General features: G+C 73.3%; 21 protein-coding genes. 8 read left to right on the forward strand and 13 right to left on the reverse strand.

What is annotated here, in order from left to right; all coding sequences use genetic code 11:
• Positions 1-51: 51 nt before the first annotated feature.
• Both ligA and AB0C99_RS30510 read right to left on the reverse strand, forming a co-directional pair.
• The gene (gene ligA / locus AB0C99_RS30505; protein WP_362481896.1) at positions 52-2,238 is read right to left on the reverse strand and encodes an NAD-dependent DNA ligase LigA; all 2,187 of its coding nucleotides are present in this window, start codon (positions 2,236-2,238) and stop codon (positions 52-54) included.
• A 52-nt stretch (positions 2,239-2,290) separates the two neighbouring features.
• On the reverse strand, positions 2,291-4,030 hold the full coding sequence (locus tag AB0C99_RS30510) for an ATP-binding cassette domain-containing protein (protein WP_362481898.1): 1,740 nt from the start codon (positions 4,028-4,030) through the stop codon (positions 2,291-2,293).
• An 875-nt stretch (positions 4,031-4,905) separates the two neighbouring features.
• Here AB0C99_RS30510 and AB0C99_RS30515 point away from each other — a divergent pair.
• Together AB0C99_RS30515 and AB0C99_RS30520 are read left to right on the forward strand one after the other, a co-directional pair.
• On the forward strand, positions 4,906-5,664 hold the full coding sequence (locus tag AB0C99_RS30515; protein WP_362481900.1) for a peptidoglycan-binding domain-containing protein: 759 nt from the start codon (positions 4,906-4,908) through the stop codon (positions 5,662-5,664).
• 92 nt (positions 5,665-5,756) lie between these two features.
• Positions 5,757-7,172 (forward strand): choice-of-anchor A family protein, encoded by a 1,416-nt coding sequence (locus AB0C99_RS30520; protein ID WP_362481902.1) that lies wholly within the window; start codon positions 5,757-5,759, stop codon positions 7,170-7,172.
• Between the two features lie 3 nt (positions 7,173-7,175).
• Here AB0C99_RS30520 and AB0C99_RS30525 read toward each other — a convergent pair whose 3' ends face one another.
• The 7 genes from AB0C99_RS30525 to AB0C99_RS30555 all read right to left on the reverse strand — a co-directional run bounded on the left by AB0C99_RS30525 (position 7,176) and on the right by AB0C99_RS30555 (position 14,572).
• Positions 7,176-7,925 carry a hypothetical protein gene (locus tag AB0C99_RS30525; RefSeq protein ID WP_362481905.1) on the reverse strand — a complete coding sequence of 250 codons (750 nt, stop codon included), beginning with the start codon at positions 7,923-7,925 and terminating at the stop codon, positions 7,176-7,178.
• 119 nt (positions 7,926-8,044) lie between these two features.
• On the reverse strand, positions 8,045-9,367 hold the full coding sequence (locus tag AB0C99_RS30530) for a cytochrome P450 (protein WP_362481908.1): 1,323 nt from the start codon (positions 9,365-9,367) through the stop codon (positions 8,045-8,047).
• A gap of 162 nt (positions 9,368-9,529) precedes the next feature.
• Positions 9,530-10,981, reverse strand: coding sequence for a HAMP domain-containing sensor histidine kinase (locus AB0C99_RS30535; protein WP_362481911.1), 1,452 nt, complete (start codon positions 10,979-10,981; stop codon positions 9,530-9,532).
• A gap of 1 nt (position 10,982) precedes the next feature.
• On the reverse strand, positions 10,983-11,759 hold the full coding sequence (gene cseB, locus AB0C99_RS30540; protein WP_362481914.1) for a two-component system response regulator CseB: 777 nt from the start codon (positions 11,757-11,759) through the stop codon (positions 10,983-10,985).
• A 156-nt stretch (positions 11,760-11,915) separates the two neighbouring features.
• Complete coding sequence (locus tag AB0C99_RS30545) at positions 11,916-12,938, reverse strand: endonuclease/exonuclease/phosphatase family protein (protein WP_362481917.1); 1,023 nt, start codon at positions 12,936-12,938, stop codon at positions 11,916-11,918.
• Positions 12,935-13,867 (reverse strand): D-alanyl-D-alanine carboxypeptidase, encoded by a 933-nt coding sequence (locus tag AB0C99_RS30550; RefSeq protein WP_362481920.1) that lies wholly within the window; start codon positions 13,865-13,867, stop codon positions 12,935-12,937. The genes AB0C99_RS30545 and AB0C99_RS30550 overlap by 4 nt, the downstream gene beginning before the upstream one ends.
• Before the next feature lie 342 nt (positions 13,868-14,209).
• Positions 14,210-14,572 (reverse strand): thioredoxin domain-containing protein, encoded by a 363-nt coding sequence (locus AB0C99_RS30555; protein WP_362481921.1) that lies wholly within the window; start codon positions 14,570-14,572, stop codon positions 14,210-14,212.
• Positions 14,573-15,047: 475 nt separating this feature from the next.
• On the opposite strand from AB0C99_RS30555, the gene AB0C99_RS30560 reads away from it, so the two are divergent.
• Entirely contained in the window at positions 15,048-16,457 is a 1,410-nt protein-coding gene (locus AB0C99_RS30560) for a hypothetical protein (RefSeq protein ID WP_362481923.1), read from the forward strand.
• Between the two features lie 78 nt (positions 16,458-16,535).
• On the opposite strand, the gene AB0C99_RS30565 is transcribed toward AB0C99_RS30560, so the two are convergent.
• Complete coding sequence (locus AB0C99_RS30565; protein ID WP_362481925.1) at positions 16,536-17,828, reverse strand: DNA gyrase subunit B; 1,293 nt, start codon at positions 17,826-17,828, stop codon at positions 16,536-16,538.
• A 449-nt stretch (positions 17,829-18,277) separates the two neighbouring features.
• Between AB0C99_RS30565 and AB0C99_RS30570 the strand changes: the two genes are divergently transcribed.
• Together AB0C99_RS30570 and AB0C99_RS30575 are read left to right on the forward strand one after the other, a co-directional pair.
• Positions 18,278-19,213 (forward strand): hypothetical protein, encoded by a 936-nt coding sequence (locus AB0C99_RS30570; RefSeq protein WP_362481928.1) that lies wholly within the window; start codon positions 18,278-18,280, stop codon positions 19,211-19,213.
• A 669-nt stretch (positions 19,214-19,882) separates the two neighbouring features.
• Positions 19,883-20,500: a hypothetical protein gene (locus AB0C99_RS30575; protein ID WP_362481931.1), complete on the forward strand. Its 618-nt coding sequence runs from the start codon at positions 19,883-19,885 to the stop codon at positions 20,498-20,500.
• A gap of 37 nt (positions 20,501-20,537) precedes the next feature.
• On the opposite strand, the gene AB0C99_RS30580 is transcribed toward AB0C99_RS30575, so the two are convergent.
• Positions 20,538-20,846, reverse strand: a complete 309-nt coding sequence (locus tag AB0C99_RS30580; protein ID WP_362481933.1) for a hypothetical protein — start codon at positions 20,844-20,846, stop codon at positions 20,538-20,540.
• Between the two features lie 464 nt (positions 20,847-21,310).
• Here AB0C99_RS30580 and AB0C99_RS30585 point away from each other — a divergent pair, with 464 nt between their 5' ends.
• From AB0C99_RS30585 to AB0C99_RS30595, 3 genes are all read left to right on the forward strand, one after another.
• The gene (locus tag AB0C99_RS30585) at positions 21,311-21,799 is read left to right on the forward strand and encodes a VTT domain-containing protein (protein WP_362481936.1); all 489 of its coding nucleotides are present in this window, start codon (positions 21,311-21,313) and stop codon (positions 21,797-21,799) included.
• Positions 21,800-21,806: 7 nt separating this feature from the next.
• Positions 21,807-22,220 (forward strand): hypothetical protein, encoded by a 414-nt coding sequence (locus AB0C99_RS30590; protein WP_362481938.1) that lies wholly within the window; start codon positions 21,807-21,809, stop codon positions 22,218-22,220.
• An 88-nt stretch (positions 22,221-22,308) separates the two neighbouring features.
• The gene (locus AB0C99_RS30595) at positions 22,309-22,788 is read left to right on the forward strand and encodes a hypothetical protein (protein ID WP_362481940.1); all 480 of its coding nucleotides are present in this window, start codon (positions 22,309-22,311) and stop codon (positions 22,786-22,788) included.
• Between the two features lie 60 nt (positions 22,789-22,848).
• Here AB0C99_RS30595 and bla read toward each other — a convergent pair whose 3' ends face one another.
• Both bla and AB0C99_RS30605 read right to left on the reverse strand, forming a co-directional pair.
• Entirely contained in the window at positions 22,849-23,892 is a 1,044-nt protein-coding gene (gene bla, locus AB0C99_RS30600) for a class A beta-lactamase (RefSeq protein ID WP_362481942.1), read from the reverse strand.
• A 41-nt stretch (positions 23,893-23,933) separates the two neighbouring features.
• The gene (locus AB0C99_RS30605; RefSeq protein WP_362481945.1) at positions 23,934-25,199 is read right to left on the reverse strand and encodes a collagen-like protein; all 1,266 of its coding nucleotides are present in this window, start codon (positions 25,197-25,199) and stop codon (positions 23,934-23,936) included.
• Between the last annotated feature and the right edge of the window lie 160 nt (positions 25,200-25,359).

Genomic DNA, 25,359 nt, shown 5'->3' on the forward strand with positions numbered 1-25,359 from the left:
GCACGAGTGTTGTGTGTGACCGCCACCGGGGGTGGTGGTTGAGGGTCGAGATCAGCCGCGGGTCTCGGCTCCGAGGTCAGCGGCCCCCGAGCCATCGGCCTCCGAGCCATCGGCATCGAGGCCATCGGCCCCGAGGTCTTCGGCATCGAGGTCTTCGGCCCCGAGGTGCTCGGCGACGAGTTCGGCGAACTCCTCCGGGGTGAGCACCTCGACGCCGAGCTCCCGCGCGGCCGTCGCCTTGGAGCTCGGCTTGCCCGAGGCCGAGGGGGCGGCGACCAGATACGTGGTCCGGGCGTTGACGCCGCTGCCGGCCCGGCCGCCCGCCCGCTCGATCAGCTCCTTCATCTGGGAGCGCCCGAAGCCGTCCAGCGGCCCGGTCATCCTGCCGGTGACCACGACCGTCTTCCCGGCGAGCGCGCCCTGCCCGGCGGAGCCGGCGCCGGTCGGGTCGTCGGCCCCGGCCCGCCGCGGCTCGGCCATGTTGACACCGGCGGCGACGAGCTTGTCGACGACGGGGGCGAGCGCGGCGAGCTCCGCGACGACGACCGGCGCCTTCTCCGGGCCGATGCCCTCGACGGCCTGAAGCTCCTCCACGGTCGCCGCGCGGATGGCGTCCATCGTCCCGAAGTGGCCGGCTATCCGGCGCGACATGCTGCGCCCCGTGCCCGGTATGCCGAGCGCGCAGAACACGCGGCTGAGCGGGCGCGTCCGGGCCAGACCGAGCTGCTCGGCGAGCTTCGCGCCGCGCTTCTCGCTGCCGGAGGCGACCGCGAGCTGCTCCTCGGTCAGGGTGAACAGGTCGGCGACGTCGGTGACGAGCCCGGAGTCGATGAGCGCCTTGACGTACGTCCTGCCCAGGCCGTCGATGTCGAGGATGTCGCGCCCGGCGGCGTACTCGATGGACGGGGCGAGCGCGCACGCGGTGCCCTTGGCGCACCGCCACCGCTCCTGGCTCGTGTCGATCGAGCCGCCGCAGTTCGGACACGCCTTGGGGAGCGGGACGGGCAGCGCGCCCGCGGGTCGCAGCCCGACGACCGGGGCCTGGACGCGGGGGATGATGTCGCCCGCCTTGTACACGGTGACGGTGTCGCCGAGGTGGAGGCCGCGGCGGGCTATGTCGGCGGGGTTGTGGAGGGTGGCCCGGGAGACCGTCGAGCCGTCGATCTCGACCGGCGTCAGGATCGCCGTCGGCGCCAGCACCCCCGTCCGGCCGACCTCCCACACGACGTCCTCCAGCACCGTCTGCCGCTCCACGGCGGGCAGCTTGTACGCGATGGCCCAGTACGGGAAGCGGCTGCCGAGGCCCGCCGCCTCCTGCTCGGCGGCGCGGTCGGTCTTGATGACGACGCCGTCGATGCCGAACGGCAGCCCCGCGCGCATCGCGGCGATCGCGTCCACCTGCCGCTGCGCCTGGGCGAGCGTGTCGACGACGTGCAACCCTGCGGGCGTGTCGGCGGTGGTCCGCACCCCGGCGTCCGCGACGGCGGCGAGCGCCCGGGCGTGGCCCGCGCCCGGGGGCAGGAACGAGACGCCGTCCAGGTCGACGACGCCGTACGCCCAGAACGTCAGCTCCAGCCGGTACGGCCGGTCCTTGGCGCGCAGCGTGCCGGCCGCCCCGTTGCGCGGGTTGGCGAACGGGGCTCCGCCGTGCGCGGTGCGCACCTCGTTCGCCGTCTCGAACTGCTCCTGGGTGAAGAGCACTTCGCCGCGGACCTCGAACGTGAGCGGCTCGGCCAGCCGCTCGGGCAGTCCGACGACGGAGCCGATGACGTGGCTGACGTCCTCGCCGTGGGTGCCGTCGCCGCGGGTGACGATCTGTACGAGCCGTCCGGCGCGGTAGCGGGCGGCGACGGCCGCGCCGTCCAGCTTGGGCTCGACCGTGAACCCGCCCTTGGGCTTGCGCCCGAGGCGCCGCCGCAGCGACGCCTCCCAGCCGACGAGCCCCTCGGGGCTGAAGACGTTGTCGAGGCTGAGCAGCCGCGAGGTGTGCGGGACGTCGCCCTCGGGCGCCGCGCCGTCCGCGACCATCCCGGTCGGCGAACCGGCGGCGTCGTCCGGGTGCGCCGCCTCCCACTCCAGCACGGCGCGGCGCAGCAGGTCGAACGAGGCGTCGTCCATGGGGCTGTTCTCGCCGCCGTAATAGGCGCGCGAAGCCTCACGCAGCCGCGTGAGGGCGGCCTCGTAGTCGGCACGAACGGACAGGGCGGAGCACGCCTCAACGGCGGGAATCGCGGTCATGCAGGCATCATCGCGCGGGGGTCTGACAATGCCGCCCGTCACCGACTCCGGCTCACTCCCGCCCGCCGACCAACCCCGCCCGCACCTCCAGACGCTCGCCCTCGAAGCGGTCCCGGAAGGCGGGGTCGTGGGAGACGGCGACGACCGCTCCCGGGTACGCGGCGAGCGCGGACTGGAGGTCCTCGACCAGGTCGAGGGCGATGTGGTTGGTCGGTTCGTCGAGGACGAGGAGGTCGGCGGGGTGCGTCACGAGGCGGGCGATCTGGAGGCGCCGCCGCTGGCCCGCGGACAGCTCGGCGACGGGGATGTTTAGGTCTTCCTCGCGGAAGAGGCCGAGACCCAGGAGCTGTTCCGCGTACTCCTCCGGCAGCCCCGGCCGTCCCGAGGCGAACGCGGCGAGCAGCGAGCGGTGCGTGGCCCGCGCGGGCAGTTCCTGCGGCAGATAGCCCACCCGCGCGGGGCGGTGCGCCGTGCCCGCGTCCGGTGCCAGGTCTCCGGCGAGCACGCGCAGCAGCGTCGTCTTGCCCGCGCCGTTCTCGCCGGTGACCAGCAGCCGCGCCCCGGCCCCGATCGTGAGGGTCCCGTCCAGGCGCAGCCGCTGTCCGACCCGTACGCCGTCGAGTACGGCCAGCGGCCCCGGTGCGGGCTCGCCCACCGGCGTAGGGGTTCCCGGGGGTGTGGGCGTTCCCGGGGGTGTCACGGTCGCGGGCGCCGTGAGCGCGGCGGTGAAGCGCAGGGGCGGCGCGGGCGCGGGCACGGGGTGGCGGCGCAGCCGGGCGAGCCGCTCCCGCGCCGCCCGCACCTGCCCGCCGAGCTTGCCCTCGCTGGAGCGGCGGAACTTCCCGAAGCCCTGCTTCGGGTCGCCGCCGGTGCCGTTCAGCCGCCGCCCGGCGGCCTCGACCAGCTCCTCCGCGCGGGCGAGTTCCTCGGCCCACTCCTCGTACCGCTGCTCGGCGGCGCGCCGGGCGGCGGCCTTCGCCGCGCGGTACCCGGCCCAGCCGTCGCCGTGGCGGTGCACGGTGCGCGCGTCCCGGTCGACCTCCAGGATCGTGGTCGCGACGCGCTCCAGGAACCCGCGGTCGTGCGTGACGGCGACGACGGTGCCGCGGTGCGCGCGCAGGCGCTCCACGAGCCAGCGCACGGCCGCCGCGTCGAGGTGGTTGGTCGGCTCGTCGAGCAGCAGCAGTTCGGGGGCGGCGGCCAGCACGCAGGCGAGCGCGAGGCGGGACCGCTCGCCGCCGGAGAGGGTGCCGAGCACCCGGTCGCGGGTGACACCCGCGAGCCCGAGGCCGTGCAGGGCGGCGTCGACGCGCACGTCGGCCTCGTAGCCGCCGCGCTCCTCGTAGGCGATCAACAGCTCGCCGTACGAGGCGAGTTCGGCCTCGCTCGCCTCGCCGAGCCGCTCCTCCGCCGCCCGCAGCCGGCGCTCCATGGCGCGCAGCTCGGCGAGGGCGAGGTCGATCGCGTCCCGCACGGTGCGGGACGGCGGGAGCGCGAGCGTCTGGGCGAGGTGCCCGACACCGCCGGGGAAACGGACGGTGACCGTCCCGGCGTCCGGCGCCTCGGCGGCGGCGAGCAGGCGCAGCAGCGTGGACTTGCCGGAACCGTTCTCGCCGATGACGGCGGCACGCTCGCCGGGGCGGACGGTGAAGGAGACCTGATCGAAGACGGTCCGGGTGCCGTACGACTTGGTGACCTCCCTGACGGCCAGCTGCGTGGCGGCGGAGGCGGAGGCGGGCGCGGGAGGCGTCGAGGGGCCGGAGGGCAGGGTGGGGCGGGCGCTGTCGCGCATGGGTGACTTTCCTTGCGTACGAGGAATCAACGGGTGGCGTGAACGGCGGCGGGGCCGTGCCCGGACTCAGACGAAGAAGTAGAAAGTCATGCCCCCACCATAACAAGACGAGTCGTCTCGCGGCGCGCGATTTTAGGGAAGGTCGAATCCGGGCGTTCAACTGCGCGCGGGAGGGCGGTATTTAGCCCCTTCGGCCGGACCCCTCATGCCCCGCGAGTGACGTGTGTCACTTATTAAGGGTTGTTTAAGAATCAAGGTCGCGAGCGCCCCTTTCTGCACCCCTATGGGTGCAGTTGACGCTTACTTTGAACGCCGGTCAGAGTCTCCTCGGCGCCCCGCGATTCTCCGCGTTCCCGCCACAACGCCCACAGCTTCGCCACCTCTGGAGCACACGTATGCGCAACAGGACTGCCCTGACCGAAGCAGTCGCCTCCAGCGCCCCCGAGCCGCCCTCGCGCCCCTGGCGCGACCACCCCGTCTTCGGGGTGGTCGCGGGCCCCGACACCACCGGTCCCGGCGCCCGAGAGCAGGACGTCGAGCTGTTCGACACCGCCCCGCCGCCCCCGCGCGCCCCCGGCGAGGGCCGCCCCCGCGCACGACACGGCGCGGGCAGGTCCCGCCACGCGAGAAGGGCGTCCAGGCCCTGGAGGGCGGAGGCGGCGGGGGACGGGGAGCCGGAGCGGGATCGAGGTCGGGGGCTGGATCGGGACCGGGGGTTGGAGCGGGCGCCGGAGCCCGAGGCGGGGGCGGGCCAGGGCCGTCGGCGGGACCGGAACCGGGGGAGCGGCCGGGAGCGGAGCGGGAGGGGCGAGACGCCCCGGGGCCGGAGTGCGGCGCGCAGCCCGGAGTCGGCGTCGGAGCCGGAGTGGGAGTCGATGTCGGAGCCCGGGGCGGGCCCGGGGCCGGGCCCAGGGCTTGAGTCGGGGTCGGGATGGCATCCGGACGCGAAGCCGACCGGGAAGCCGGGGCGGCGCGAGTACGGTGCCGGCCTCTCGCTCCCGCTCCTCATTGCGGGCGCCATCGCCGCAGGGATCGGGCTGACGGTCGGCCTGACCTCCGGGATGGACCAGGAGGCGCCCAGCGACCTGTCCCTGACCGTGCCCGACCTGCCGCTGCCGAGTTCCTCGCGGGACACCACGACGCCGACGGCAACGTCCGCCGCCACCCCGCAGCACCCGCACGGCACCTCCCCGGCCGCCCGAGCGACGACGACGCCCCCTGCCGGCACGGCCACCGCCACGGCTACCGGTGCTGCCGCACCCCGCACCACGCACGCGGCGACGCGCACGACCGCGCCCGCGCGCACGAACCCTCCGCCCACGCGCCCGCCCGCCCGCACCTCGGGGCCTCCCGAGCGCACCGACTCGGACGTCCTGCGGCTCGGCAGCGCGGGCCCCCGGGTGAAGGACCTCCAGCGCCGCCTCCAGCAGCTCCACCTGTACCTGGGGTCGGCGGACGGAACGTTCGGCGAGTCCGTCCGGGCCGCACTGACCCGCTTCCAGATCTCCCGCGCGCTCTTCGACGAGCTGGGCGTGTACGGCCCGATGACCCGCGCCGCCCTGCAAGCCGAGTCGGACCGGGAGACGGGATCCGACCGTAACGGCTGGGGTGACTGGGACGGCTGGGGCGGCTGACCTCCCCTGAGCCCTCCCCACGTCCCCCACGGCACCCACCACCCTCACTCCTCACCCCTGCCCCCTCACCCCTCACAGAGAACGGCACAACCATGTCGCACACAGTCACCGCCGCCATGCGCTCAGGAATGCGCGGCGCCGTGGCGCTCGCCTTCGTCCTCGGTCTCTCCGCCCCGTGCGCCGCGCTCGCCCAGCCGCTGGCGCCGTCGGCCGGCGGTCAGGCTCCCGGCTGCCCGGCTCCCGGGCAGGAGCCGGGCATCGGGCACGAGCCCCGCTTCACCGACTCCAACGTCGCCCTCTACGCGGGCGGCGACTACACCGCCGACGGAGGCACGGCCGAGGCCGAGGGCCTGCTGGTCGTCGCGGGAAACGCCACCTTCGCCAAGACTTCGGGAGGCGTCTTCAACATCGGCCGAGTGGGGGCCGGTTCGGGCATCCTGCCCCCGTCGGGTGCCGTGATGCTCGCGGTGGGCGGTGACGTGAAGATCGCCAAGGGGACGACGGTGGACGTGGGTCACGGCCTCACGGCGGGCCCGCGGTACGGGGGTTCCGTCGCGGTCGGTGGGGCGATCGACGAGAAGGGCTCCCTGGAAACGAACGGGGGTTCCCGTACCGCCGGAATGGGGGCGCGTGCGGCCCTGAGCCCGTACGACTCGTTCGGGGACACGATCCGCCGCGAGTCCGCGTCGCTCGGCGCGCTCAAGAGCACCGGCACGACGACCCGTTCGGGCGAAACGGTCACCTTCAAGGGCGCCGGCGGCAAGGCGGCGGGCCCGCAGGTCTTCGAGATCGCGGCGAAGGAGCTCGACGGGGCGTCGACGTTCCTGTTCACGGGGATTCCCGAAGGGGCCGCGGTCGTGGTCAACGTGACGGGTGGTCAGGCAGTGGCCGTCTCCCCGCTCTCCGTGGGGTTCAACGGCGACCGCGCCGACACGTACGACTCGCCGCGCTTCGGCGAGGCGGCGTCGCGGATCCTCTACAACTTCGAGGGTTCCACCTCGCTCAGCCTCGGCGGCGGGGGCAACTTCATGGGCTCGATCCTCGCCCCCAAGGCGACGGCGGACCTCACCGCCAGCACCAACGGGCGCGTGTACGTCGGCGGCGACATCCGCACGCACGGTACGGGCAACGAGAGCCACAACTACCCGTGGACCGGTTCGTCGACGTTTACGTGCCGGCCGACGCCGAAGGCGCCCGAAACTCCGGGCGAGGTCCCGTCCACGCCGCCGGGCGGCGCGAAGCCGTCCGCGACCCCCACCCCCACCGCGACCTCGACGTCCACCGCCCCGCCCGCTCCGGCGCCCACGACGACGCGGCCGGGCGAGGAGACCACGCCGCCCGCGACGCCCGGCACGTCCGAGGCGCCTCCCACGGGCGGCGGCACGGGTGACGGCTCCCTCGCCACGACCGGCGGCGAGGTCGGGTCCTACCTGGTCGCGGCCGCCGCGCTGGGGGCGGCGGGCGGAGCGGTCCTGCTCGTCACGCGCCGCCGCCGCGCCCAGGGCTGACGACTACCGCTCCGCTTCCCGTACGGCCGCCAGAGCCTCCCGGACCTGCCGGTGCCCGTCCTCGCCCCGCGACCAGACGCAGAAGCGTCGGCGCGGGGCGTCGTCGTCCCCGAGCCCAAGGCACGCGGAGTCGGAAACGGCGACGGAATCCGACAGCAGCCACCGCTGGGTGTCCCACGAGGCTTCTGGCACCAGGGGGAGCCGGTCGAGCGGCCCCAGGATCGGATCCGCGGCGGACCGGACGAGCATCGGCCAGGGCCGCCAGTCGGCGACGGAGTCGGTCACGGCGTGGGACTCGATGAGCCGGGTGAGCGACGGGGCGGTGGCGACGAACGGACCGCTGCCGTCCACGTCGCTGCCGACGCTGCCGTTCGTGTGGATCAGTTCCCGACAGGGCTTCGACACCCGCTGGCCCAGCCACTCGAAGCACCACCCGTCCCGCGAGGCGTCCTGCCAGGCGGCGGTGCGGGCCCCGTAGTGGTCGTACTCCCAGCCGCGTTCCCAGACCAAGGGTTCCCCGCCCGGATTCCAGCTGTTGCGTACGTGGTAGCGGAGACCGCCGTAGCGCTGCACGAAGCCTTCGAGCCGGATGATGAGCTCCGGGGGAGCGAGGACCATCCGCCCCGCCCGGTCACGCACCCGCCACATCTCGATCGGAATCTCGAACCGGCCGGGGTCTTCCCGCCGTCCCGCGCGGTGGAGGAATTCCCGCGCACGCTCCGACAAGTCGTACGGATCGTCCAGGATGTGCATCCCGTACTTCGTTTCAAAGAGAGGAATGGCAGAGAGGCGGGCACTGTATCGCGAGTTCGTTCGACAGATCGTTCGAGGCAAGCCAATCGAAGGCCGCTCGACGCCCACATGGGCTCGCGCTAGCCGGCCGCGGTACCGCAGCCCTCCTCCGCCGCGCCCCGTTCGGGCCGGGCCGGGCGCCCCGGCCGGACCGGGAGGGACTCGACGCTGTTGCCGATGAAGCTGCGCTGGCGGGGGAGCTCGGTGTCGGGGACGGCGAGGTCGAGGTCCGGGAAGCGGGTGAAGAGCCGTTCCAGCGCGATGGTCGCCTCAAGGCGCGCCAGCGGGGCGCCCATGCAGTAATGGGCGCCCTGGCCGAACGACAGGTGCCGGGACGCGCCGGTGCGGGTCACGTCGAAGCGGTCGGCGTCCGGGCCGTGGAAGGCCGCGTCGCGCCCGGCGGCGGTGTAACCGGCCAGAACCGGCGTCCCGCGCGGGATGACGGTACCGGCGAGTTCCAGGTCGCGGGTCGGGTAGCGGAACGGGAACCAGCTCACCGGCCCGTCCCAGCGCAGCGTCTCGTCCACCACGTCCGACCAGTCGGCCTTGCCCTCCAGGACGAGGGCGAGCTGGTCCCGGTGGGTGCACAGCGCCCGCACGGCGTTGCTGATGAGGTTCAGGGTGGTCTCGTGGCCGGCCACGAGCATCAGGCGCATGGTGCCGATGAGCTCGGCCTCGCTGAGCCGGTCGCCGCCGTCCTCACGCGCTGCTATCAGGGCGCTCGTCAGGTCGTCGCCCGGATCGGCGCGGCGGGCGGCGGCGATCGTGCCGAGCAGTTCGACCAGCTCGCGCACGGCGGCCATCACCTCGGCGGGTGTCTTGTCGGTGGCGACGATGACCGTGTACGAGAGCTCGTGCAGCCGCCCCCGGTGCTCGGGCCCCACGCCGAGCAGTTCGCAGATGACGCTCATCGGCAGCGGCAGGGCGAAACGGGCCCGCAGGTCCGCGACCCCGTCCGCCTCCGAGGCGGCGGCTCGCGCCAGGTCGTCCAGCAGCCCGGAAGCCAGCTCCTCGACACGCGGCCTGAGTCGCTCCACCTGGCGTGCCGTGAACGCGTTGCCGACCAGCGACCGCAGGCGGCGGTGGTCGGCCCCGTCGGCCGTGTGCATCCCCTGGGCGTTCGCGAACACCCGCAGCGGCCAGTCGGCCGGGATCGAACCATCGCTCAGAGCCGGGCAGTTACGGGCGTCCTTGGCCACGTCCGGGTGCGACAGGAACTCCTTGAGCGCGTCGTGCCCGAGCACCACGGCCGCGGGCACCCCACCGGGCAACACGACATCGGCCACCGGACCACGAGCCCGCAACACTGCGTTCAACGCGTGCGGACAGCCGCCTGCGGGGTCGACGACGTGCGGCGGCTCGGGTTCCGACGCGGGCTTGGACGAAGAGGTGCGGGAGGACACGTGGGACTCCTGACCGGACGGACGGACGGACGGGCGAATGAGCGGGCGAGCGGTCGTCTACACCGCACAGGGAACAGTGCGCCGTAGACGGCCGGTTGTACAGCCCAGCCCAGCCCAGCCCAGCCCAGCCCAGCCCAGCCCGACCCAACCCAGCCCCCGCCCTCAGCCCCATTCCGTGGTGGCGCGGGCCGCTTCGGCCGAGGCCGGGAGGACGAGCGTGGCGACCGCGCCGCCCGCATCCCCCGCCCGCCCGCCCACGTTCGAAAGCGTGAGGTCGGCACCAAGGACACGCGCCTGGCCCTCGGCGATCGTGAGGCCGAGGCCGTGGCCCTGGCCGCGAGCCGCCGTGCCGGTGCGGAAGCGCTGCGGCCCGTGGGCCAGGAGTTCGGGCGGGTAGCCAGGACCGTGGTCGCGGACGACGATCGACGTCCCCTCGACCAGGACCTCCACCGGCGCTCCGCCGTGCCGGTGCGCGTTGACGAGCAGGTTGGTGACGATCCGGTCCAGCCGCCGGGGGTCGGTCACGGCGACCGGACGGCCGACGACCGAGACCCGCGTGTCCGGCTCCAGCCCCGCCCGCCGCACCGACTCCGTCACCAGCTCGTCCAGCGGCACCGGCCGCAGGTCGGCCTCCTCGGTGCCCGCGTCCAGGCGGGAGACCTCCAGCAGGTCGTCGACCAGCCCGTGGAGGACCTGGACCCGGTCCCGTACCAGATCGGTGGCCTCGCCCTCCGGCAGCAGCGACGCCGAGGTGACGAGGCCCGCGAGCGGCGTCCGCAGCTCGTGCGCGACGTCCGCGGTGAACCGCTGCTCCGCGCGCAGCCGCTCCTGCAACGCGTCCGCCATCAGGTCCACCGCCGACGAGATCTCGCCGATCTCGTCGTGCCGGCGGCTCAGCGTCCTGGCGTCCAGATCGCCGCGCTTGATCCGCCGCGCGGTCCCCGCGACCCGCCGCAGCCGGCGCAGGACGAGCTCGGCGGCGAGCAGCGTGGAGGGGACGACGACGCCGAGCGTGGCCATCGTCGCGTACCGGATGTGCCGGTCGAGCGCCTGGATGCTGCGCTCCTCGGCCCCCATGTGCATGTTGGCGGCGATCACCTCGCCGTCGACGCGCTGCGCCGCCCACATCCAGGGCCCCTGCCGGGACTCCGTGTCGTACCAGGTCACGGCCGTGGCGTCGGGCTGCCCAGCCAACAGGGAGCGCAGCCGGTCCGGCACCTCGTCGCCGCTGAGATAGCCGGGGTCGACGGTCGGGCGCGGCGGGACGGGCCGGGTCCCCCGGTACTCCGCCACGGCCGTGTCCAGCTCGCGCAGCACGTAACCGGCGCTGATGTGCCGGGAACGGTCCACGGTGGTGCGGTGCACGAGGACGCCGATGCCCACCGCCATGGCGCACGCGGCGACCGCGACCACCGCCACGATCCGCCACCGCAGGGAACGCGGATCGGCGAGGCGACGCAGCGCCCCGCGCGCGCCGTCCGCGTCCTCCACACCGTCCGAGCCCTTCACCCCCTTCACCCCCTCCATCCCCTCCATGCCCTCCAACCGCTCCATGCCCTCCAACCGCTCCATGCCCTCCACGCCCGGATTCACCCGGCCGTCCGTTCCGGCCATGTCAGCGCCTGAACCGGTAGCCGAAGCCGCGCACGGTCTCGATGTGGTCGGCCCCGATCTTCTTCCGGAGCCGCTGCACCGCCAGGTCGACGACCCGGATGTCCCCGTCCCAGCCGTAGTCCCACACCTTGCGCAGCAGGGTCTGCCGCTGCTGCGCGATGCCGGGGGACGCCACGAACTCCAGGAGCAGCCGCAGTTCGGTGGGCGTCAGGGCAATCAGGTCCCCGTCGACGCGGACCTCCAGGCCCAGGGTGTCGACGGTCAGGTCCCGGAAGGAGAGCGTCTCGCCGCCGCCCCCGCCACCCCCAGCGTCGGAGCCGTCGTCCGTCGAGGCCGGGGCGGTGAAGGCGGCCCGGCGCAGCAGGGTACGGATCCGGGCCACCAGCACGCCGGTGTCCACGGGCTTGACGACGTAGTCGTCGGCACCGGCCTCCAGGCCGGCCACCACGTTCAGGGCGTCGCCCAGGGCCGACATCATCAGCACCGGCGCCTGGCTGGTCTCCCGGATCCGGCGGCACAGGCCGATGCCGTCCAGGTGCGGCAGCATCACGTCGAGCAGCAGCAGGTCATGGCCGCCCTCCCGGAACATCTCCAGGCCCGTCAGGCCGTCCGGCGCCCCCGACAACCGGTATCCGTACCGCTCGAGCGCCATGCCGATCGACTTCCGGATCGTCTCGTCGTCTTCGACGAGCAGCACGCGCACCTGGGGGGTACCGGCGGCGTCACCGCCGCCTTGCTGCCCGGCCGGGCTGGTCGCGGCGTTGTCCCGCTGTCGCATCACGTCACCTGAGAGTCGGATAGGAGTAGTCGGATAGGAGTGGTACGTACGGTTCTGTCTTCTGTGTTCTGTGTAGCGAGCGTACGCGCGGGGGAACGGCTGTCCGAACCACGGGGACGCCGGGTCGACCCGGGGCCGCCCCGCCCCCCGGCCCGCTCACCAGCGGAGCGACGCCGCGACGGGCAGGTGGTCGCTCCCGGTCCGGGGCAGGGTCCAGGCGGCGACCGGCGTGCCTCCCCGTACCAGTACGTGGTCGATCCGGGCGACGGGGAAGGCGGCGGGCCAGCTGAAGCCGAAGCCGTCGCCCGCCTCCGCCTGCGCCGAGCGGAACCCCTCGGTCACCGGCCGCAGCGCACGGTCCTCGACCGTGCCGTTGAAATCGCCGGCCAATATCACGCGCGGGAGGGCTTCCGCCCGTACGATCTCGGCCAGCTTGCCGGCCGCCTCGTTGCGGTGGAAGGTGGTGAATCCGGCCGTCGGGTGCACCCGCACCGAGGCCAGATGGGCCACGTACACGGCGACCGGTCCCTTGGGGGTGTCCGCGACGACCCGCAGGGCGCGGGTCCACGGCATGATCGGCAGCGCCTCGATCTCCCGCAGCGGATACGCGCTCCACAGCCCGACCGTCCCGATCGCCGCGTGGTGCGGATACGCGCCGCCCAGCGCGCGCTCGTACGCGGGCGTGGTCGCGGGCGACAGCTCCTCCAGGGCGAGCAGTCCGGCCCCCGAGGCGGCCAGGACGCGGGCCGTCCCGGCGGGGTCGGGGTTCTCGGCCCCGACGTTCTGGGACACCACCGTGAGGTCGCCGCCGCCCGGCGCCCGCTTGTCCAGGAGGGCGCCGCCGAACGAGGCGCACCACACCCCGGCCGCCAGCAGCACGGCCACACCAGCGCTCGCGCTGCGCCGGAGCGCGGCCAGAGCGGCGCAGAAGAGGACGCCGAGCCCGAGCCAGGGGAGGAAGGTCTCCAGGAGGCTCCCGGGATTGCCGAAAACGTTCGGGACGGCGGCGTGCCCGACCATGAGCAGCGCCACGACCACCGCCCCGGCGGCGGCGAGCCGCCCCCGCCGCCACCGGCCGCTCCTCCCGCAGCCCGGTTCGCGGTCAGGGGTACGGGCAGGGGTACGGGGAGCCTCCGGGCGCGGAGCCGCTGTGGAGGGTACGTCGATCACGTCGCTCACGGGCGGGCCCCCGCGATCCCGGCCAGGGCGGACGGGAGGCCCTGCCGGACGGCGCCGACGAGACGGCTGCTGCGCTCCAGGGCCGCCCCCAGCCCCTCGGCGGGCGTCGTGTGGGCGCGCTGGCCCAGGACCACCCCGAGGACCAGGTGCCGGGTGGCGCCGGACTTCACCTCGGCGGCCCACATGAGGTTGCCTCCGGCGGGCGTGCTCGAACCGGTCTTCAGGCCGATCACGCCGGGCTCGTCGAGGAGCCGGTTGGTGTTGGCGATGGGGCCGGGATGTCCGGGCACCGTCGTCTCGCGCATGGCGACCACCTCCCGGAGCACCGGCTCCGCCATGGCCTTGCGGGCGAGCGCGAGCTGGTCGTCGGCGGTGCTGCGGGTCGTGTCCTCAAGGCCGCTGGCCCCCGTGTACCGGGTCCTGGTCATGCCGAGGGACCCGGCGGTCCTGTTCATCTTCGCCACGAACGCCTGCTCGCTGCCCGCGTCCCAACGGGCCAGCAGCCGGGCGATGTTGTTGCCGGAGGGGAGCAGCAGGAGCTCCAGGAGCTTGCGCTGGCTGAGCCGCTGGCCCTCCCGTACCGGCGCGGCGGACTCGCTGAGCGAGAAAGCCTCCTGCGCCGCCGTCGCGTCGACCGTGATCTCCGGGCCCTCCTCACCGGCGCGGAGCGGATGGTCGCGCAGGATCTGGTACGCGGTCATGACCTTGGCCACGCTCGCTATCGGCACCGGTTCACGGTCGCCGCTGCCGCCGAGGCTGCCGATGCCCTCGACGGAGACGCCGGCCTGGCCCTCCTCGGGCCACGGCAGGTCCAGCCGCGCCCGCAGCGCGGCCTCGGTGGCGCCCAGCGCGGTGGCCGAGGCGCCGGAGCCGCGGCCCGGATCCGCGACGGTGAGGGCCGAGACCCCGGCCCAGCCGCCCACACCCACGCCGACGGCGATCGCCGCGGCGGCGGAGGCCAGGACGAGCCGCCGCCGGAGCGACCGCCCACTCGCAAGCCCCCCACTCGCAAGCCCCCCACTCTCAAGCCGCCCACTCGCAAGCCCCTCGCCCGCGGGTCCGTCGCCCGTGAGTCCGTCGCCCGTGAGCCCTTCGGATCGTGTCCCGCACGTGTCCATGACCGCTGCCTCCCATGCTCCCCGAATACGCGATCACCGCGTACGTACCGAAGCCTGGAAGGCGACCGCGTCCGCGGAATCAGGACCGTGCGTCCACGGGCGCGCGGAATTGTGTCGGCTGTGTATCGGCGCCGGCCCGCGCGGCGGCGCAGGTCACAGGTGCCCCTCCAGCAGCTCCCGCAACTCGCCGCTGCTCAGGATCCCGGTGCCCCGCGCGACCGCCTCCCCGTCCCTCAGGAGGACGTACGAAGGGGCTCCCGTGACGCCGTAGCGCTTGGTCGCGGCCGGGCAGCGGGCGATGTCGGCGCGGATGGCCATCAGACGGCCCGCGTACTCGTCGGCGACGGCGCCCACGACGAGGTCCATGGTCTTGCAGGGCTCGACCGCCTTGGGCCAGGTGCCGATGAAGTACGCGAGGACCGGAACCCCGCTCATCTTGAGGATGAAATCGAACTCGGCGTCCTCGCGGGGCTGGTGCATCCGCTTCACGTGCAGGCTCCTGACCTGGTGATCCATCGTTCCGCTCCCCATCATCCCCTCCAGCGGTCCGGGCCCGATTCGCGCCTCTTCCGTGCCCGACCGTGCCCGCCCGTGTCCGTGCGCGCACACATGTTCGTCAACGCCATGCCCGGGGATTCACCGTTTCGGTTGGCGCACGCTCGTCAGGCGACGGTGGCATTCGGTCAGCACGAGTGGGGCGCGAGGGAGAGCCGTGCGGCGGGGGAGGGGTGGGGCGAGCCGGGGGGTGAGGGGAGGAGCGGCAGGGCCGTGACTCTGGATGCCGTTGCGCGCAAACCTCAAGTTCCGGGGTGGCTGGGACTCTTTCGCGGCGACTGTACGTGACCTGTGCCGGGCCGGTGAGCTACAGAGCGTCAGGGGCTCCGAGCGTGTGCTTCGACGTCACGTCACGTCAGGTGACATGCCGCGGCCTTCCGGCGCTTCCACCACTTCCACCGCTTCCATCGCCGAGAGACTGGACTGGAGACGCGAGATGACCACACCTTCGCCGGCCCCGCTGCGGGTCGCGCTCGTCAACGGCAGTTTCGAGCAGCCGTCCGTCACCGACATGGCCTTCCTGCCGGACGCCTCCCAGACACAGGCGCCGCGGAACGTCCCCGGCTGGTTGACCACCGCCACCGACCACATGATCGAGTTGTGGCACTCCGGCTTCAACGGCGTGCCCTCGGCCGACGGCGAGCAGTTCGCCGAGCTCAACGCCAACCAGGTCTCCACGCTGTACCAGGACCTGCCGACCAGTCCCGGCACCAAGCTGTACTGGCGCCTCTACCACCGGGGCCGCCAGGGACAGGACACGATGGCCCTGGACATCGGGGCCCCGGGCGGAGTGGTCGAGCAGCGCACCTTCACCGACGGCAACACGGCGTGGGGCTACTACACCGGGACCTACATCGTCCCCGACGGCCAGACCACCACCCGCTTCGCCTTCCGTTCCGTATCGGCCGCGGGCGGCAACCGGGGCATCGGCAACTTCCTCGACGGGATCTTCTTCGGCACCGCCCCGCACGTGGTGCTCACCAAGACGGCGATCCCGGTGGGCCCGCTGGACGTCGGCGACGTCGTCACGTACCGGATCAACGCGAGGAACGAGGGCGGCGGCGCGGCGGAGCGCCTCACCCTCACCGACATCCTGCCCCCGGGCACGACGTACGTGCCCGGCTCGTTGCGCGTGATCGACGGCCCGAACAGCGGGGCGAAGACCGACCGGGGCGGGGACGACCAGGCGTTCTACGACGCCGCCGCCGACGCGGTCGTCTTCCGGCTCGGCACCGACGCCTCCGCCACCCAGGGCGGGAGCCTGGCCAACACCGCCTCCCTGCCCGGCGGGACGACCGTCGAGTACCGGGTCGTCCTCGGCCTGGAGACGGCGGGCACCCGGGTCGCCAACACGGCGACCGCCACGTACGAGAACCGCCTGGGCGCCACGCCGGAACCGCTCACGGCCACCTCGGACGAGGCCGTCACGGTGGTCCGGCCGGCGGCGGACCTGGCCGTGACCAAGTCGGCCGACGAGACCACCGTGACCGTCGGGCAGACCGTGGCGTACCGGGTCACCGTCCACAACGCCGGACCCAGCCCGGCGACCGGCGTCACCGTCACCGACCGGATCCCGGCCGGCCTCGCGTTCCTCTCCGCCGACGCCTCCCGAGGCACGTACGATCCGGCGACCGGCCGCTGGACGGTCGGGGACCTGGCGGTCGGCGCCCGCGCGACACTCGTCCTCCGGGCGAAGGCGACCAGGACCGGCCTGATCACGAACAACGCCTCGGTCACCGGCGCGGAGAAGGACCCGGACCCGTCCGACAACGCCGACTCGGTGTCGGTATGCGTCGAGCCGGCACCGGCCTGCTGCGACCCGTGCGTGCCGCGCGCGTCCAGCTGACTCCGGATCCACTTCCGGATCCACTTCCGGATCCACTTCCGGATCCGGGTCCCCGTTCTGCGCACAGGGACCCGTCGCTCAGCCCTCGGCTCGCCGCCGCCCGCTCAGGACGCGGTCGGCGACGGCCGAGGCCACGCCGGGATTCTCGGCGAACCAGCGGCCCAGGCGGTACGCGACGGCCGCGGCGATCGGAGCACGGACTTCCGGGTTGTCCAGGCGCTCCCTCGTGCTCCCCCCGAGCCGGGGGTGGTCGAGCCGCACCGAGACGACCACCGTGAGGCCATCGCGCAGCGCGTCGGCTACGGAATCGGCTTCGAGACCCGGGGCGGCGGAATCGAGCATCCGGTTCTCGCGCGCGAACGTCTCGACGGCAGCGGCGACGCCGTCCCAGAGGCCGAGGATATGGTCGCCGTGGAGCGTGGCCTGTGAATTCGCGAAACTCCGTATCCCGCCCGAGCACGCGTCGCTCCACCCGAGAGCGACCTCCAGACTCCCCGCGCTTGGGAGCCCTCCGCCCCCAACCCTCGTGGCGGCCTCGGCCTCGGCTGCGGCCTCGACTTCGACCTCGGTCTCGAAACCGAAGACACCCGCATCGCCCAGCACCCCGGCACGCGTCATGAGGAACGCGACGAAGTCCTTGAGCCCGCCCGGAAAGTGGAACGACTCGGACCGCGTCCCGCCCGAAGCGGACTCGCGGCGGTCGATCAACGAGATGCGCAGGCCACGGTTGAGGAACGTGAGCATCCTGAACCGTTCGGCCAGGTCGTCGAACGAACACGTGGCGGTGCCGAAGACCGCCGTGTCGGGCCGGAAGACGAGGACGGTTCCGGCGCCCGTCGCGGGCCCGTCGAGCGATGGCGGGCCGACGGGCGCACCGCATTCGAATCGCTGAGTCCAGCGCACTCCCGCCTGATCCGTCTCACCTGTCAGGTGGCGCGACAGGGCGTTGGTGACGACCGGCCCGAGACCGAAGAGACCGACACTCACGGATCGCCGCCCGATCCGCCCAACCCGGGCGAACTGGGTCAACAGCTCATGGAGGGAAGGTCTCTCAGGACCCTCGGCATTCTCGGCATTCTCGGATTTCTCCGCATTCTCGGCGTTCTCGGCATGCGAAGTGGCCAGGTCGGCGCCCCCTCGCCCCTCGGCGGTGACCCGTATGTCGCCGTCGGCCTCCAACACGACCGCGACGCCTTCGGCGTGCCCGGCGAGCACTTGTTTCACCGCCCAGTCGGTGGACTCGAACACCAGATTGTGCAACCCGCGTACGCCGGTGGAGCCGACGTACATCCCCGGGCGTTTGCGGACCGCCGCGACCCCCTCCAGAACCTGGATGTGAGCGGCCGTGTACTGATGCGCGTGGTCATTCATGGAGCACCCTCCCATGCTGGTCGAACGGAGCCTTCAGCCTAGGGAGTTGGGCGGAAAACGCCAGGTCAGACGCGGTGAGGCGGGGGCGTGTGCGGGCTGCTGCCGCGCTGCTCGGATCCGGCCGGACGGCTGAGGCGGTGCGAGTCCCCGACGACGGTCCAATCCCCGCCCGAACCCCCTCTCAGGCCCTCTGAGAGCCCTGCGAAGGCCACGGATCCGAGCGATTCGAGAGCCTCGGACGGGAAAGGCCGGCAGGCGTGGGAAATCGGTTGGACGCGCCGACGGGGACGTCGCAGAATCGCGAGGAAACCGAGCGAAGGGACGCTTGTTCGTACGTGGATGTCTTCGAGTGCGCCGATTGCGGAACAGAGCTGACGGCCCCGATGTCGAGGGTCGCTCTCCCCGTCCACACCCACTACGGGGCATGGGAGGAGCTCCACCCTCCGCTGATGGCTCCGGCGACCTACGCCGTCGAGCCCAGCCCGACCGGTCCGCCGTATCGGCTCTGGGCGGAGACGGGAGACGGCGAGGCGGCTCGCCAGGGTGTGTACGCGCCGCGGTACAGCGTCTCGTTCGGGGCCCGCGACAGGATCGTGATCGCCCCGGGCGACACCCGGAGCATGACCTTCATCCTCGACAAGTGCGAGGGCTACTGTATGGGCGTGGACGGCAGGGCGGGCCCGAACCTGGCGTGCGAGGAATGCGGGCGGGCGGTGGCGACCCGCATGGACGACTGCGGGCTGTGGCAGGTGGTGTGGCTCGAACCGGGCGCGGTCGTACGCCGGGACTCGGGGCTCCCGCCCGTGCCGCCGCCCGACTGGGACGACCTGGCGGAGGCCGGGCACCGGGTGCCGCCCGTCGAACCCGACGGGCGATGGAGCCGCCGCTGGGAGGCCGCGCTCGGGGTCGTCCTCGCCCACCTCGTCGCGGTGACCGGTGATCGCCCGGTGACCCTCCCGCCCGGTCCGGTCCGGGAGTTGCTGGGGTTCGCCGTCGCCAAGTGCCTCGCCCCGGACCCGGAGACCCGGTCGCTGGACCTCGCGGGCCCGGGGATACCCGTCCCGGATCCGCGCCCCGACATCCTCCTCGTCCCACGCCACCCCCTCACCGGAGAGCCGTGGAGTCCGCCCGGCGACGCGGAGGCCGTGGTGGTCCCGCTGGACAGCGGGGTCTGGGCGTACCTCGTCCACCCCGACGAACTCTCCCCGCTCCCCACGACGGGCACCCTCCCGCCCGGAGTCCTCCGCGACGACTACCCCCTGCCCCCGCACCCCTCGTACCAGCTCATCCCCAACCGTCATGCCTTCACCGAAACGCTGATCCGCCTGCCGGCGATACGGGACCCAAGGCTCCGAAACCGGCGGCAGTCCGACCGGCCGCTCTAGGCGACGCCCGTCGTCGTTTCCTCCCCCTGCTGGACGTGGACTTCTCGCACCTTGTCCGCTGCCAGGTGAAGCTCGTGCGGTCCGTAGCATTCGGCCGTGAGCGTCCCGACCATGACGCCGCACCCGCATTCCTGGTTCATCCCGCCATCCAGGTACGGTCCGTGACAGCCCCCGCTCTGGGGACGCAGGGTGAGGCCGATGGCGTCATCCGGGTGCAGGACGATGTTGCCCCGAGGGCCTGCGGACGTGAGGGGCCCGTGATCACCGCCCTTCCAGGGCCCGCGCCGGTAGGCCGGCCCGTCCGTCAGGGCGGGCACGTACGGCGGCCCCCACGGCTCCGTCTCGATCGCGTAGCAGCCCCGGGGCATCGTCGCGGGCGCCCTCCGGTCTCCCGTCGCGAGCTCGCGGTCTATGTCCCGGAGCGGTGCGTCGGGGACTTCGGGAAGCAGCCTCAACGCATTCGTAAGCTCTTCGCCACATGCCAGGCACTCGAACAACATCATCCGGCGTTCCTATCCCGCACTGTCGGCGCAGGCAACCGAATAACTCCCCGACGGCGTTTGCCCCCCACGGTGGTAGCGGCAGGCCGGATTACCACGCCGGGGACGATGACCGAGCGGAAAACCCGCGCGGACAAACCCAGTTGACCCCGTCCGGACAATGATCGACATGGGTACGGACATCAGCGGATTCATCGAGTACCGAACATCGGAGGGCGGCAAGGAGGCGGCCTGGTACGTCGCTCACGATCTCGACTCTCTCAACGATACTCGCAACTATGACGCGTTCGGCTGCCTCTTCGGCGTCCGCAACTACGCCAACTTCCGGCCGCTGGCCGCCCATCGGGGTCTCCCCGGCGACGTGTCCGCGGCCCTCGGTGCGAGGTTCGCGCAGCTCGCCGAGTGGTACGGCGGGGACGGGTTCCACGGGCACACGTGGATCACGTGGGGAGAGGTCAAGGCCGTCGACTGGGAGGAGCGCGCGGAGAAGCCGGACAAGCGGCTTCACCAGTACCACGAGACTCCGCAGGGGCGCAGGATGATGGGCAAGTCCGGCTGGTCCCCGGCGTTCGCCAAGGCCGTCGGGCTCACGAAGGGCGAGGAGAGGGAGTGGCCCGAGGGGAGCGAGTGGCTCGTCGGGGACGTCCTCTACCGGTCCGTCGTCCTCCGCCGCAAGGACGCCGTCACCGCGACCGGCGAGTGGCAGCCCGTCTGGCGGGCCATGGGAGACCTCGCGGAGCGGCACGGCGACGACAACGTACGCCTCGTCGTCTGGTTCGACGACTGAGCGACGGGCGCCCGGCTCCACCGCCCCCGCGCCGCGCTCAGGCGTCGCCCGAGCCGCCCGCGCGGGCCGACGCGATGGCCGCCCGCACCGCCTCCAGAAGCGCCTCCAGGCCCTGTGCCCGCTGCCACTCCTCGGCCGTGTAGTGCCAGGTGCTCACCGTCGACCGCGCCTCGGGAGACCCGGTGGTGACCACGACGGTCCGCCTGCCCTTGCGGTCGGGTCCGGAGACCTCCAACTCCATGTTCCGGACGTGGAACCGGTACGGGTGGCTGCTGAAGATCTCGAAGATGCGGCCGTCGAAGGTGTAGAAGGCCCTGCCCGCCCGCGCGGTGATCTCGTCGGTCATGGGGCGACGCTACACGCGGGCTTCCGCTCCTGTCAGGCCCTCGTCAGGCCCTCGTCAGGCGTCCGTCAGGACCCCGCCGGTCGGCGGGGTGACGCGGCTCGGCGCGGTCCCGGAAGAGGTTTAGGCTGTCGGTGGGGCGGCCGGACTCGCCGGCCGTGCCGGTCGAACCGTGCCGTCAGGTGCCCTACACCCGCCGTATGCATGTTCGGTTAGGCTGGCCTTGCCTGGCGCTCGGACCCGGGCGAAGCGGTTCGGGTTCCGGTCGTGCGGGCGTGGACCCAGCGGACGGACGTGCAGAGGCAGGGCGCAGGTGAAAGACGGTGACCAGGCTGACGCGCGTCGTCGCTTCGACGGGCCGGCGACGCTGGTGATTCCGGCGATGCCGGTGATGCCGGTGGCGAGCGACGGGCCTTCCGGCACGGTGTCCGACATGGCGTCCGGCACGGCGTCCGGGACGAGGCGCCGTGGATAAGATCGCGCTCACCGCCGCCACCCTGTACGTCATCGTCCTGCTCCGCGCGGGCGGCACCTTCGCCGTCGGGTGGCTCGCCGGGGCCGGAGCCCGCCGCAGCAGGTTCGGCGCGCGGATCTCCTCGACGAAGTTCCTCCGGGCCGAGCGCGCCATCCAGCGCTGGGGCGCCCCGGTGGTCGCCGTCTCGTTCCTCACCGTCGGCTTCCAGACCGCCGCGAACTTCCTCGCGGGCAGCATGCGGATGCCGCTGCCCCGCTACCTTCCCGCCCTGTTCCTGGGCGGCGCCGCCTGGGCGCTGATCTACGCGACCGCCGGGCTCGGCGTGCTCGCCGTACTGGGGCGGCTCTTCGCCGAGCAGACGGCCCTCGGCGTGTCCGCCGTGGCCGCGCTCCTCCTCGCGGTGTGCGGCGCGGTCCTCTACCACCGCCGCAGGCGCTCCGGTCGCCCCGCCGACGACACGGCGACGCCCGAGGAGGCGTGAGCCCCCGTTGAGAGTCGCCTGCGACACGGCGTACGACGAAGCGGACCTCGCGGCGTCGGCCGACGAACTGCACCGCCTGGCGGACGCGGTCGAGGCGGGCGAGGGGAGGCTCGGCTGCACGACATCGCCGGGCAGCGAGTTCGCGCCGAACACCCTGGCCGAGATCGAGGTTCGGACGAGCCCCGGCCCCGGGGTCCTCATCCGGCTCGGCCCCGGACGGCGGACCCTCGTCGTCAGCGGCGACGCCGCCGGGCGGGAGGCGCTCGCGGACAACCTCCGCGCCATGGCCTCCGCCGATGACGGCGGCCACCTCCACCTCGACTACTTCCCCGGGCACTTCTACCTCGCGGACGGCTCGATCCCCCTGGTCGTCAACAGCCCGCACGGGGGGATGCCGACCGCCGCCCGCCAGGGCGGATGACGCCTCGGGCCCGCCCGGGACGCACGCGGACCCGGCGACGGGTGAAAGTCGCTGGTGCGCGCGCGGTGGCTTCGGCAAGCTGCGGAGCATGGACTGGACGCCCCTGCTCTCGACGTTGACCGGTGCCGTCATCGGTATCGCGGCCACCATGATCGCCGACCGCAGCCGCTGGCGCCGCGAGCAGAACCGGCACGCCCTGGACGTACGGCGGGAGGTGTACACGGAGTACGTCTCCGCGCTCAAGGCCGCGGGCGAGGAGATACGGGCCGTCGCCCTCGGCGACCACAGGTCGGATTCGGCACGCGACGCGGCGGTACGGGAGGCCGTGCGCGGCACCGGCATCTACACCGCCGGCGAGCGCCTGTGGCTCGTCGGCCCGCCCCAGGTCGTGGAGGCGGGGAACGAGGCTTTCCACTGCCTGCGCGCCCTCCGCGACGCCTACGCGCGCGGAACGGCGGTCGGCTCACCCGAGGTCGACCCCTTGATAGAGCGGCGCCGTAAGGCCATGGCACAGATGCGCCGCCTCATGCGCGAGGACCTGGGCGTGGGCCCGCTCGGCATCGAGTGAGGGGCCGCCCCCCCCCCACGTGCGGCGGGGAGGACCCGTGCCTCCACGGTCCATGAGCCGTCAAGGCGCCGAACGTGCCGCCCCCTGCCCCTGAGCTCCCTGTCCCTTTTCCAGCGCCCCGACGGCCAGGGACGCCGCCTGTGCGATCAGCTTGTTGTCGTAGGGGGCGTTCTTCGTGCTCCGGTTCGACATGATCGCGATCACGATGGGCGCGGCGTCCGGCGGCCAGACCACGGCGATGTCGTTGCGGACGCCGTAGACGCCGCCCCCGCCCGATTTGTCGCCGACCACCCAGCCCGCCGGGACTCCCGCCCGGATCAGCTCGTCGCCCGTGGTGTTCGTGCGCAGCCACGTCGTCAGCTGGGCGCGCTCGGCGGGGCCGAGGAGGTCTCCCAGAGCGAAGTCGCGGAGGGCGTGGGCGAACGCGCGGGGTGTCGTGGTGTCCCGGGTCTCGCCCGGGGACCAGCGGTTCAGTTCGGGTTCGCGGCGCTCCACCAGGGTCGTGGTGTCGCCCGCCCGGCGCAGCGCGGCGGCGAGGCCCTCGGGACCGCCGAGCGCGTCGAAGAGGAGGTTTGCCGCCGTGTTGTCGCTGAAGCGGACGGCGGCGTCGCACAGTTCGCGCAGCGTCATCCGCGCCACCCCGCCACCCGTCCCGGACTCCAAGCGCTTCTCCGTCACGGGTGAGTGGTCGACCACGTCCTTCCGCGTGTAGTCGATCACCCTGTCCATGCCGCTCACGGTGTGGGTGCGGAGCACAGCGGCTGCTGCCAGCGCCTTGAACGTCGAGGCGTAGGCGAAGCGTTCGGTGGCGTTGTGCGCCACCTCCCGCCCGCTGCCCGTGTCGATCGCGTACACCCCGAGCCGCGCACCGTACGCGCGCTCCAGCTTCGCGAAGCCCGCCGTGGCGGCCGTCGCGTCCGTCGCCGACGGCTCGGACGGCGGCGCCGTCGCGGACGCGCGCGCGGGCGCGTCCCGCACCTCGTCCATCGGCTCGACCCGGCCGCCGCAGGCCGCGAGGGGCAGTAGGGCGAGCACCATGGCGGCCGCGAGCACCGGACGCCCCGCGCGGGTGGGGGAAAGGGGAGAGGAATTCGGCATCTTCATGGGCTTCTACAGCTTCTACAGCTTCTGTGACTTCTACGGCGTTACTCGTTCGGGCTCCGGAAGCGGGCGAATGTTCTCGACAGCGCCTTCAGAGGCGACGAGTCCTGCTTCGGCCCCGTCGTCGGTGCCGTCGTCGGCGCCCCAGGCAGCCCGGACGCTCCCGGCACTCCCGGCCGTCCGGGAGTGCCGGGCACTCCGGCCTCCCCGGGCTCGGACAGTGCGCCCGGCCTCACCGGTACGCCGGTGCCGGCAGCGCTTCCGTTGACGTCCGCCAGCGCCGCCAGCGCGGACTCCGCCGCCTCCCGGTACAGGTCGCAGGAGGCCGTCATCGACGCGAGGGCGGTGGCGTAATGCGTCACCATGGCGCGCGCGTGGACCAGCTCCTCCTCCTGCGTGTACAGGTGCCAGCCCTCCCGCAGCCGGGCCAGGGCCCGCTCCGCCTCGGCGGACAGCGGGCGCGGCAGCGCGGCGCAGGCGACGATCGCGGCGATGAGCTCGGAGGGTTCCGTACCGTCCAGGAAGACGTTCCGGACCGTGAACCGCTCGGCCTCGTAGCCGTCCGCCCTCGGATCGCCGGGCAGGACGACGGCTCCGCCGCGCGGTATTCCCACGCCCAGCTCGCGCTTGATCGCGAAGTCGGCGATCAGCGCCTGCTCCGGGGTCGCCCGGTGCTCGACCACGCGATGCCGCAGGCTCGGCGGCAGGAACGCCGTCAGCGGCCGGCGTCCCAGCGCGTCCGGCGTCATCGCCTCGTGCACCACGACGTGGACGAACCAGCTCTGCCTGGCGCACTCCCGCAGCAGCCGGCGCAGCTCGCCGTCGTCCTGGGGCAGATGGTTCGGCGTGCGCAGGCGCAGCTCCGCCACCGTGTCGTGGTCCCAGGCGACCTGATCGGTGTCCGGCCAGAACACGGTCGCGGGCGACGGCCAGTCGGCCGCCCACGACCGCTCCGCCTCGGCCGCCAGCACCCAGAGGACGCCCTCGCCCTCCGCGCGGCGCGACGCCGGGTCGTACGTGGTCAGCTGCGCGCGCACCGTGACCTCGTCCGCCACCCGCCACCGCGCCTCGAACAGGCGGCGCGCCAGCGGACCGGGGTCGGCGGACTCGCCCCGTGGGTACAGATCGGTGGAACGGGCCGCCTCGACGGGATCGAGGTCCAGGAAGTCGTCGATGACGCCGGCGGCCTTGAGGGCGATCAGATTGCGGCGGACGTCCCGCTCGGGCTCGGGCCCGAGGTGACGGCCGCGCGCGAGCCAGGCGGTGCCGGGGAGGGTGCTCGATGAGGTGCTGTCGCTGTTGTTGACCATGGAACCGTTCAGTGGGTGATCGGGGCCCGACCAGTATGGTCCGCGACCCGGGCGAGGGAAGCGCTACCCCGTCCCCGGTGTCGCGAACCGGACCGGCGCGACCGGCCTCCGCCCGTATCGCGGTCCTGTATGCCTTGATTGCGCCCGCCCGAGCCCGCCC

The organism is Streptomyces sp. NPDC048659 (genome assembly GCF_040650575.1).
GTDB lineage: Bacteria > Actinomycetota > Actinomycetes > Streptomycetales > Streptomycetaceae > Streptomyces.

Coding starts and splice junctions, on each gene's coding strand:
- AB0C99_RS30520 (WP_362481902.1), top strand. CDS start 5,757: ATGTCGCACACAGTCACCGCCGCCATGCGCTCAGGAATGCGCGGCGCC.
- AB0C99_RS30510 (WP_362481898.1), bottom strand. CDS start 4,030: ATGCGCGACAGCGCCCGCCCCACCCTGCCCTCCGGCCCCTCGACGCCT.
- AB0C99_RS30580 (WP_362481933.1), bottom strand. CDS start 20,846: ATGACCGACGAGATCACCGCGCGGGCGGGCAGGGCCTTCTACACCTTC.
- AB0C99_RS30595 (WP_362481940.1), top strand. CDS start 22,309: ATGGACTGGACGCCCCTGCTCTCGACGTTGACCGGTGCCGTCATCGGT.
- AB0C99_RS30535 (WP_362481911.1), bottom strand. CDS start 10,981: ATGGCCGGAACGGACGGCCGGGTGAATCCGGGCGTGGAGGGCATGGAG.
- bla (WP_362481942.1), bottom strand. CDS start 23,892: ATGAAGATGCCGAATTCCTCTCCCCTTTCCCCCACCCGCGCGGGGCGT.
- AB0C99_RS30605 (WP_362481945.1), bottom strand. CDS start 25,199: ATGGTCAACAACAGCGACAGCACCTCATCGAGCACCCTCCCCGGCACC.
- AB0C99_RS30555 (WP_362481921.1), bottom strand. CDS start 14,572: ATGGATCACCAGGTCAGGAGCCTGCACGTGAAGCGGATGCACCAGCCC.
- AB0C99_RS30575 (WP_362481931.1), top strand. CDS start 19,883: ATGGGTACGGACATCAGCGGATTCATCGAGTACCGAACATCGGAGGGC.
- ligA (WP_362481896.1), bottom strand. CDS start 2,238: ATGACCGCGATTCCCGCCGTTGAGGCGTGCTCCGCCCTGTCCGTTCGT.
- AB0C99_RS30570 (WP_362481928.1), top strand. CDS start 18,278: ATGGCTCCGGCGACCTACGCCGTCGAGCCCAGCCCGACCGGTCCGCCG.
- AB0C99_RS30560 (WP_362481923.1), top strand. CDS start 15,048: ATGACCACACCTTCGCCGGCCCCGCTGCGGGTCGCGCTCGTCAACGGC.
- AB0C99_RS30565 (WP_362481925.1), bottom strand. CDS start 17,828: ATGAATGACCACGCGCATCAGTACACGGCCGCTCACATCCAGGTTCTG.
- cseB (WP_362481914.1), bottom strand. CDS start 11,759: ATGCGACAGCGGGACAACGCCGCGACCAGCCCGGCCGGGCAGCAAGGC.
- AB0C99_RS30525 (WP_362481905.1), bottom strand. CDS start 7,925: ATGCACATCCTGGACGATCCGTACGACTTGTCGGAGCGTGCGCGGGAA.
- AB0C99_RS30515 (WP_362481900.1), top strand. CDS start 4,906: ATGTCGGAGCCCGGGGCGGGCCCGGGGCCGGGCCCAGGGCTTGAGTCG.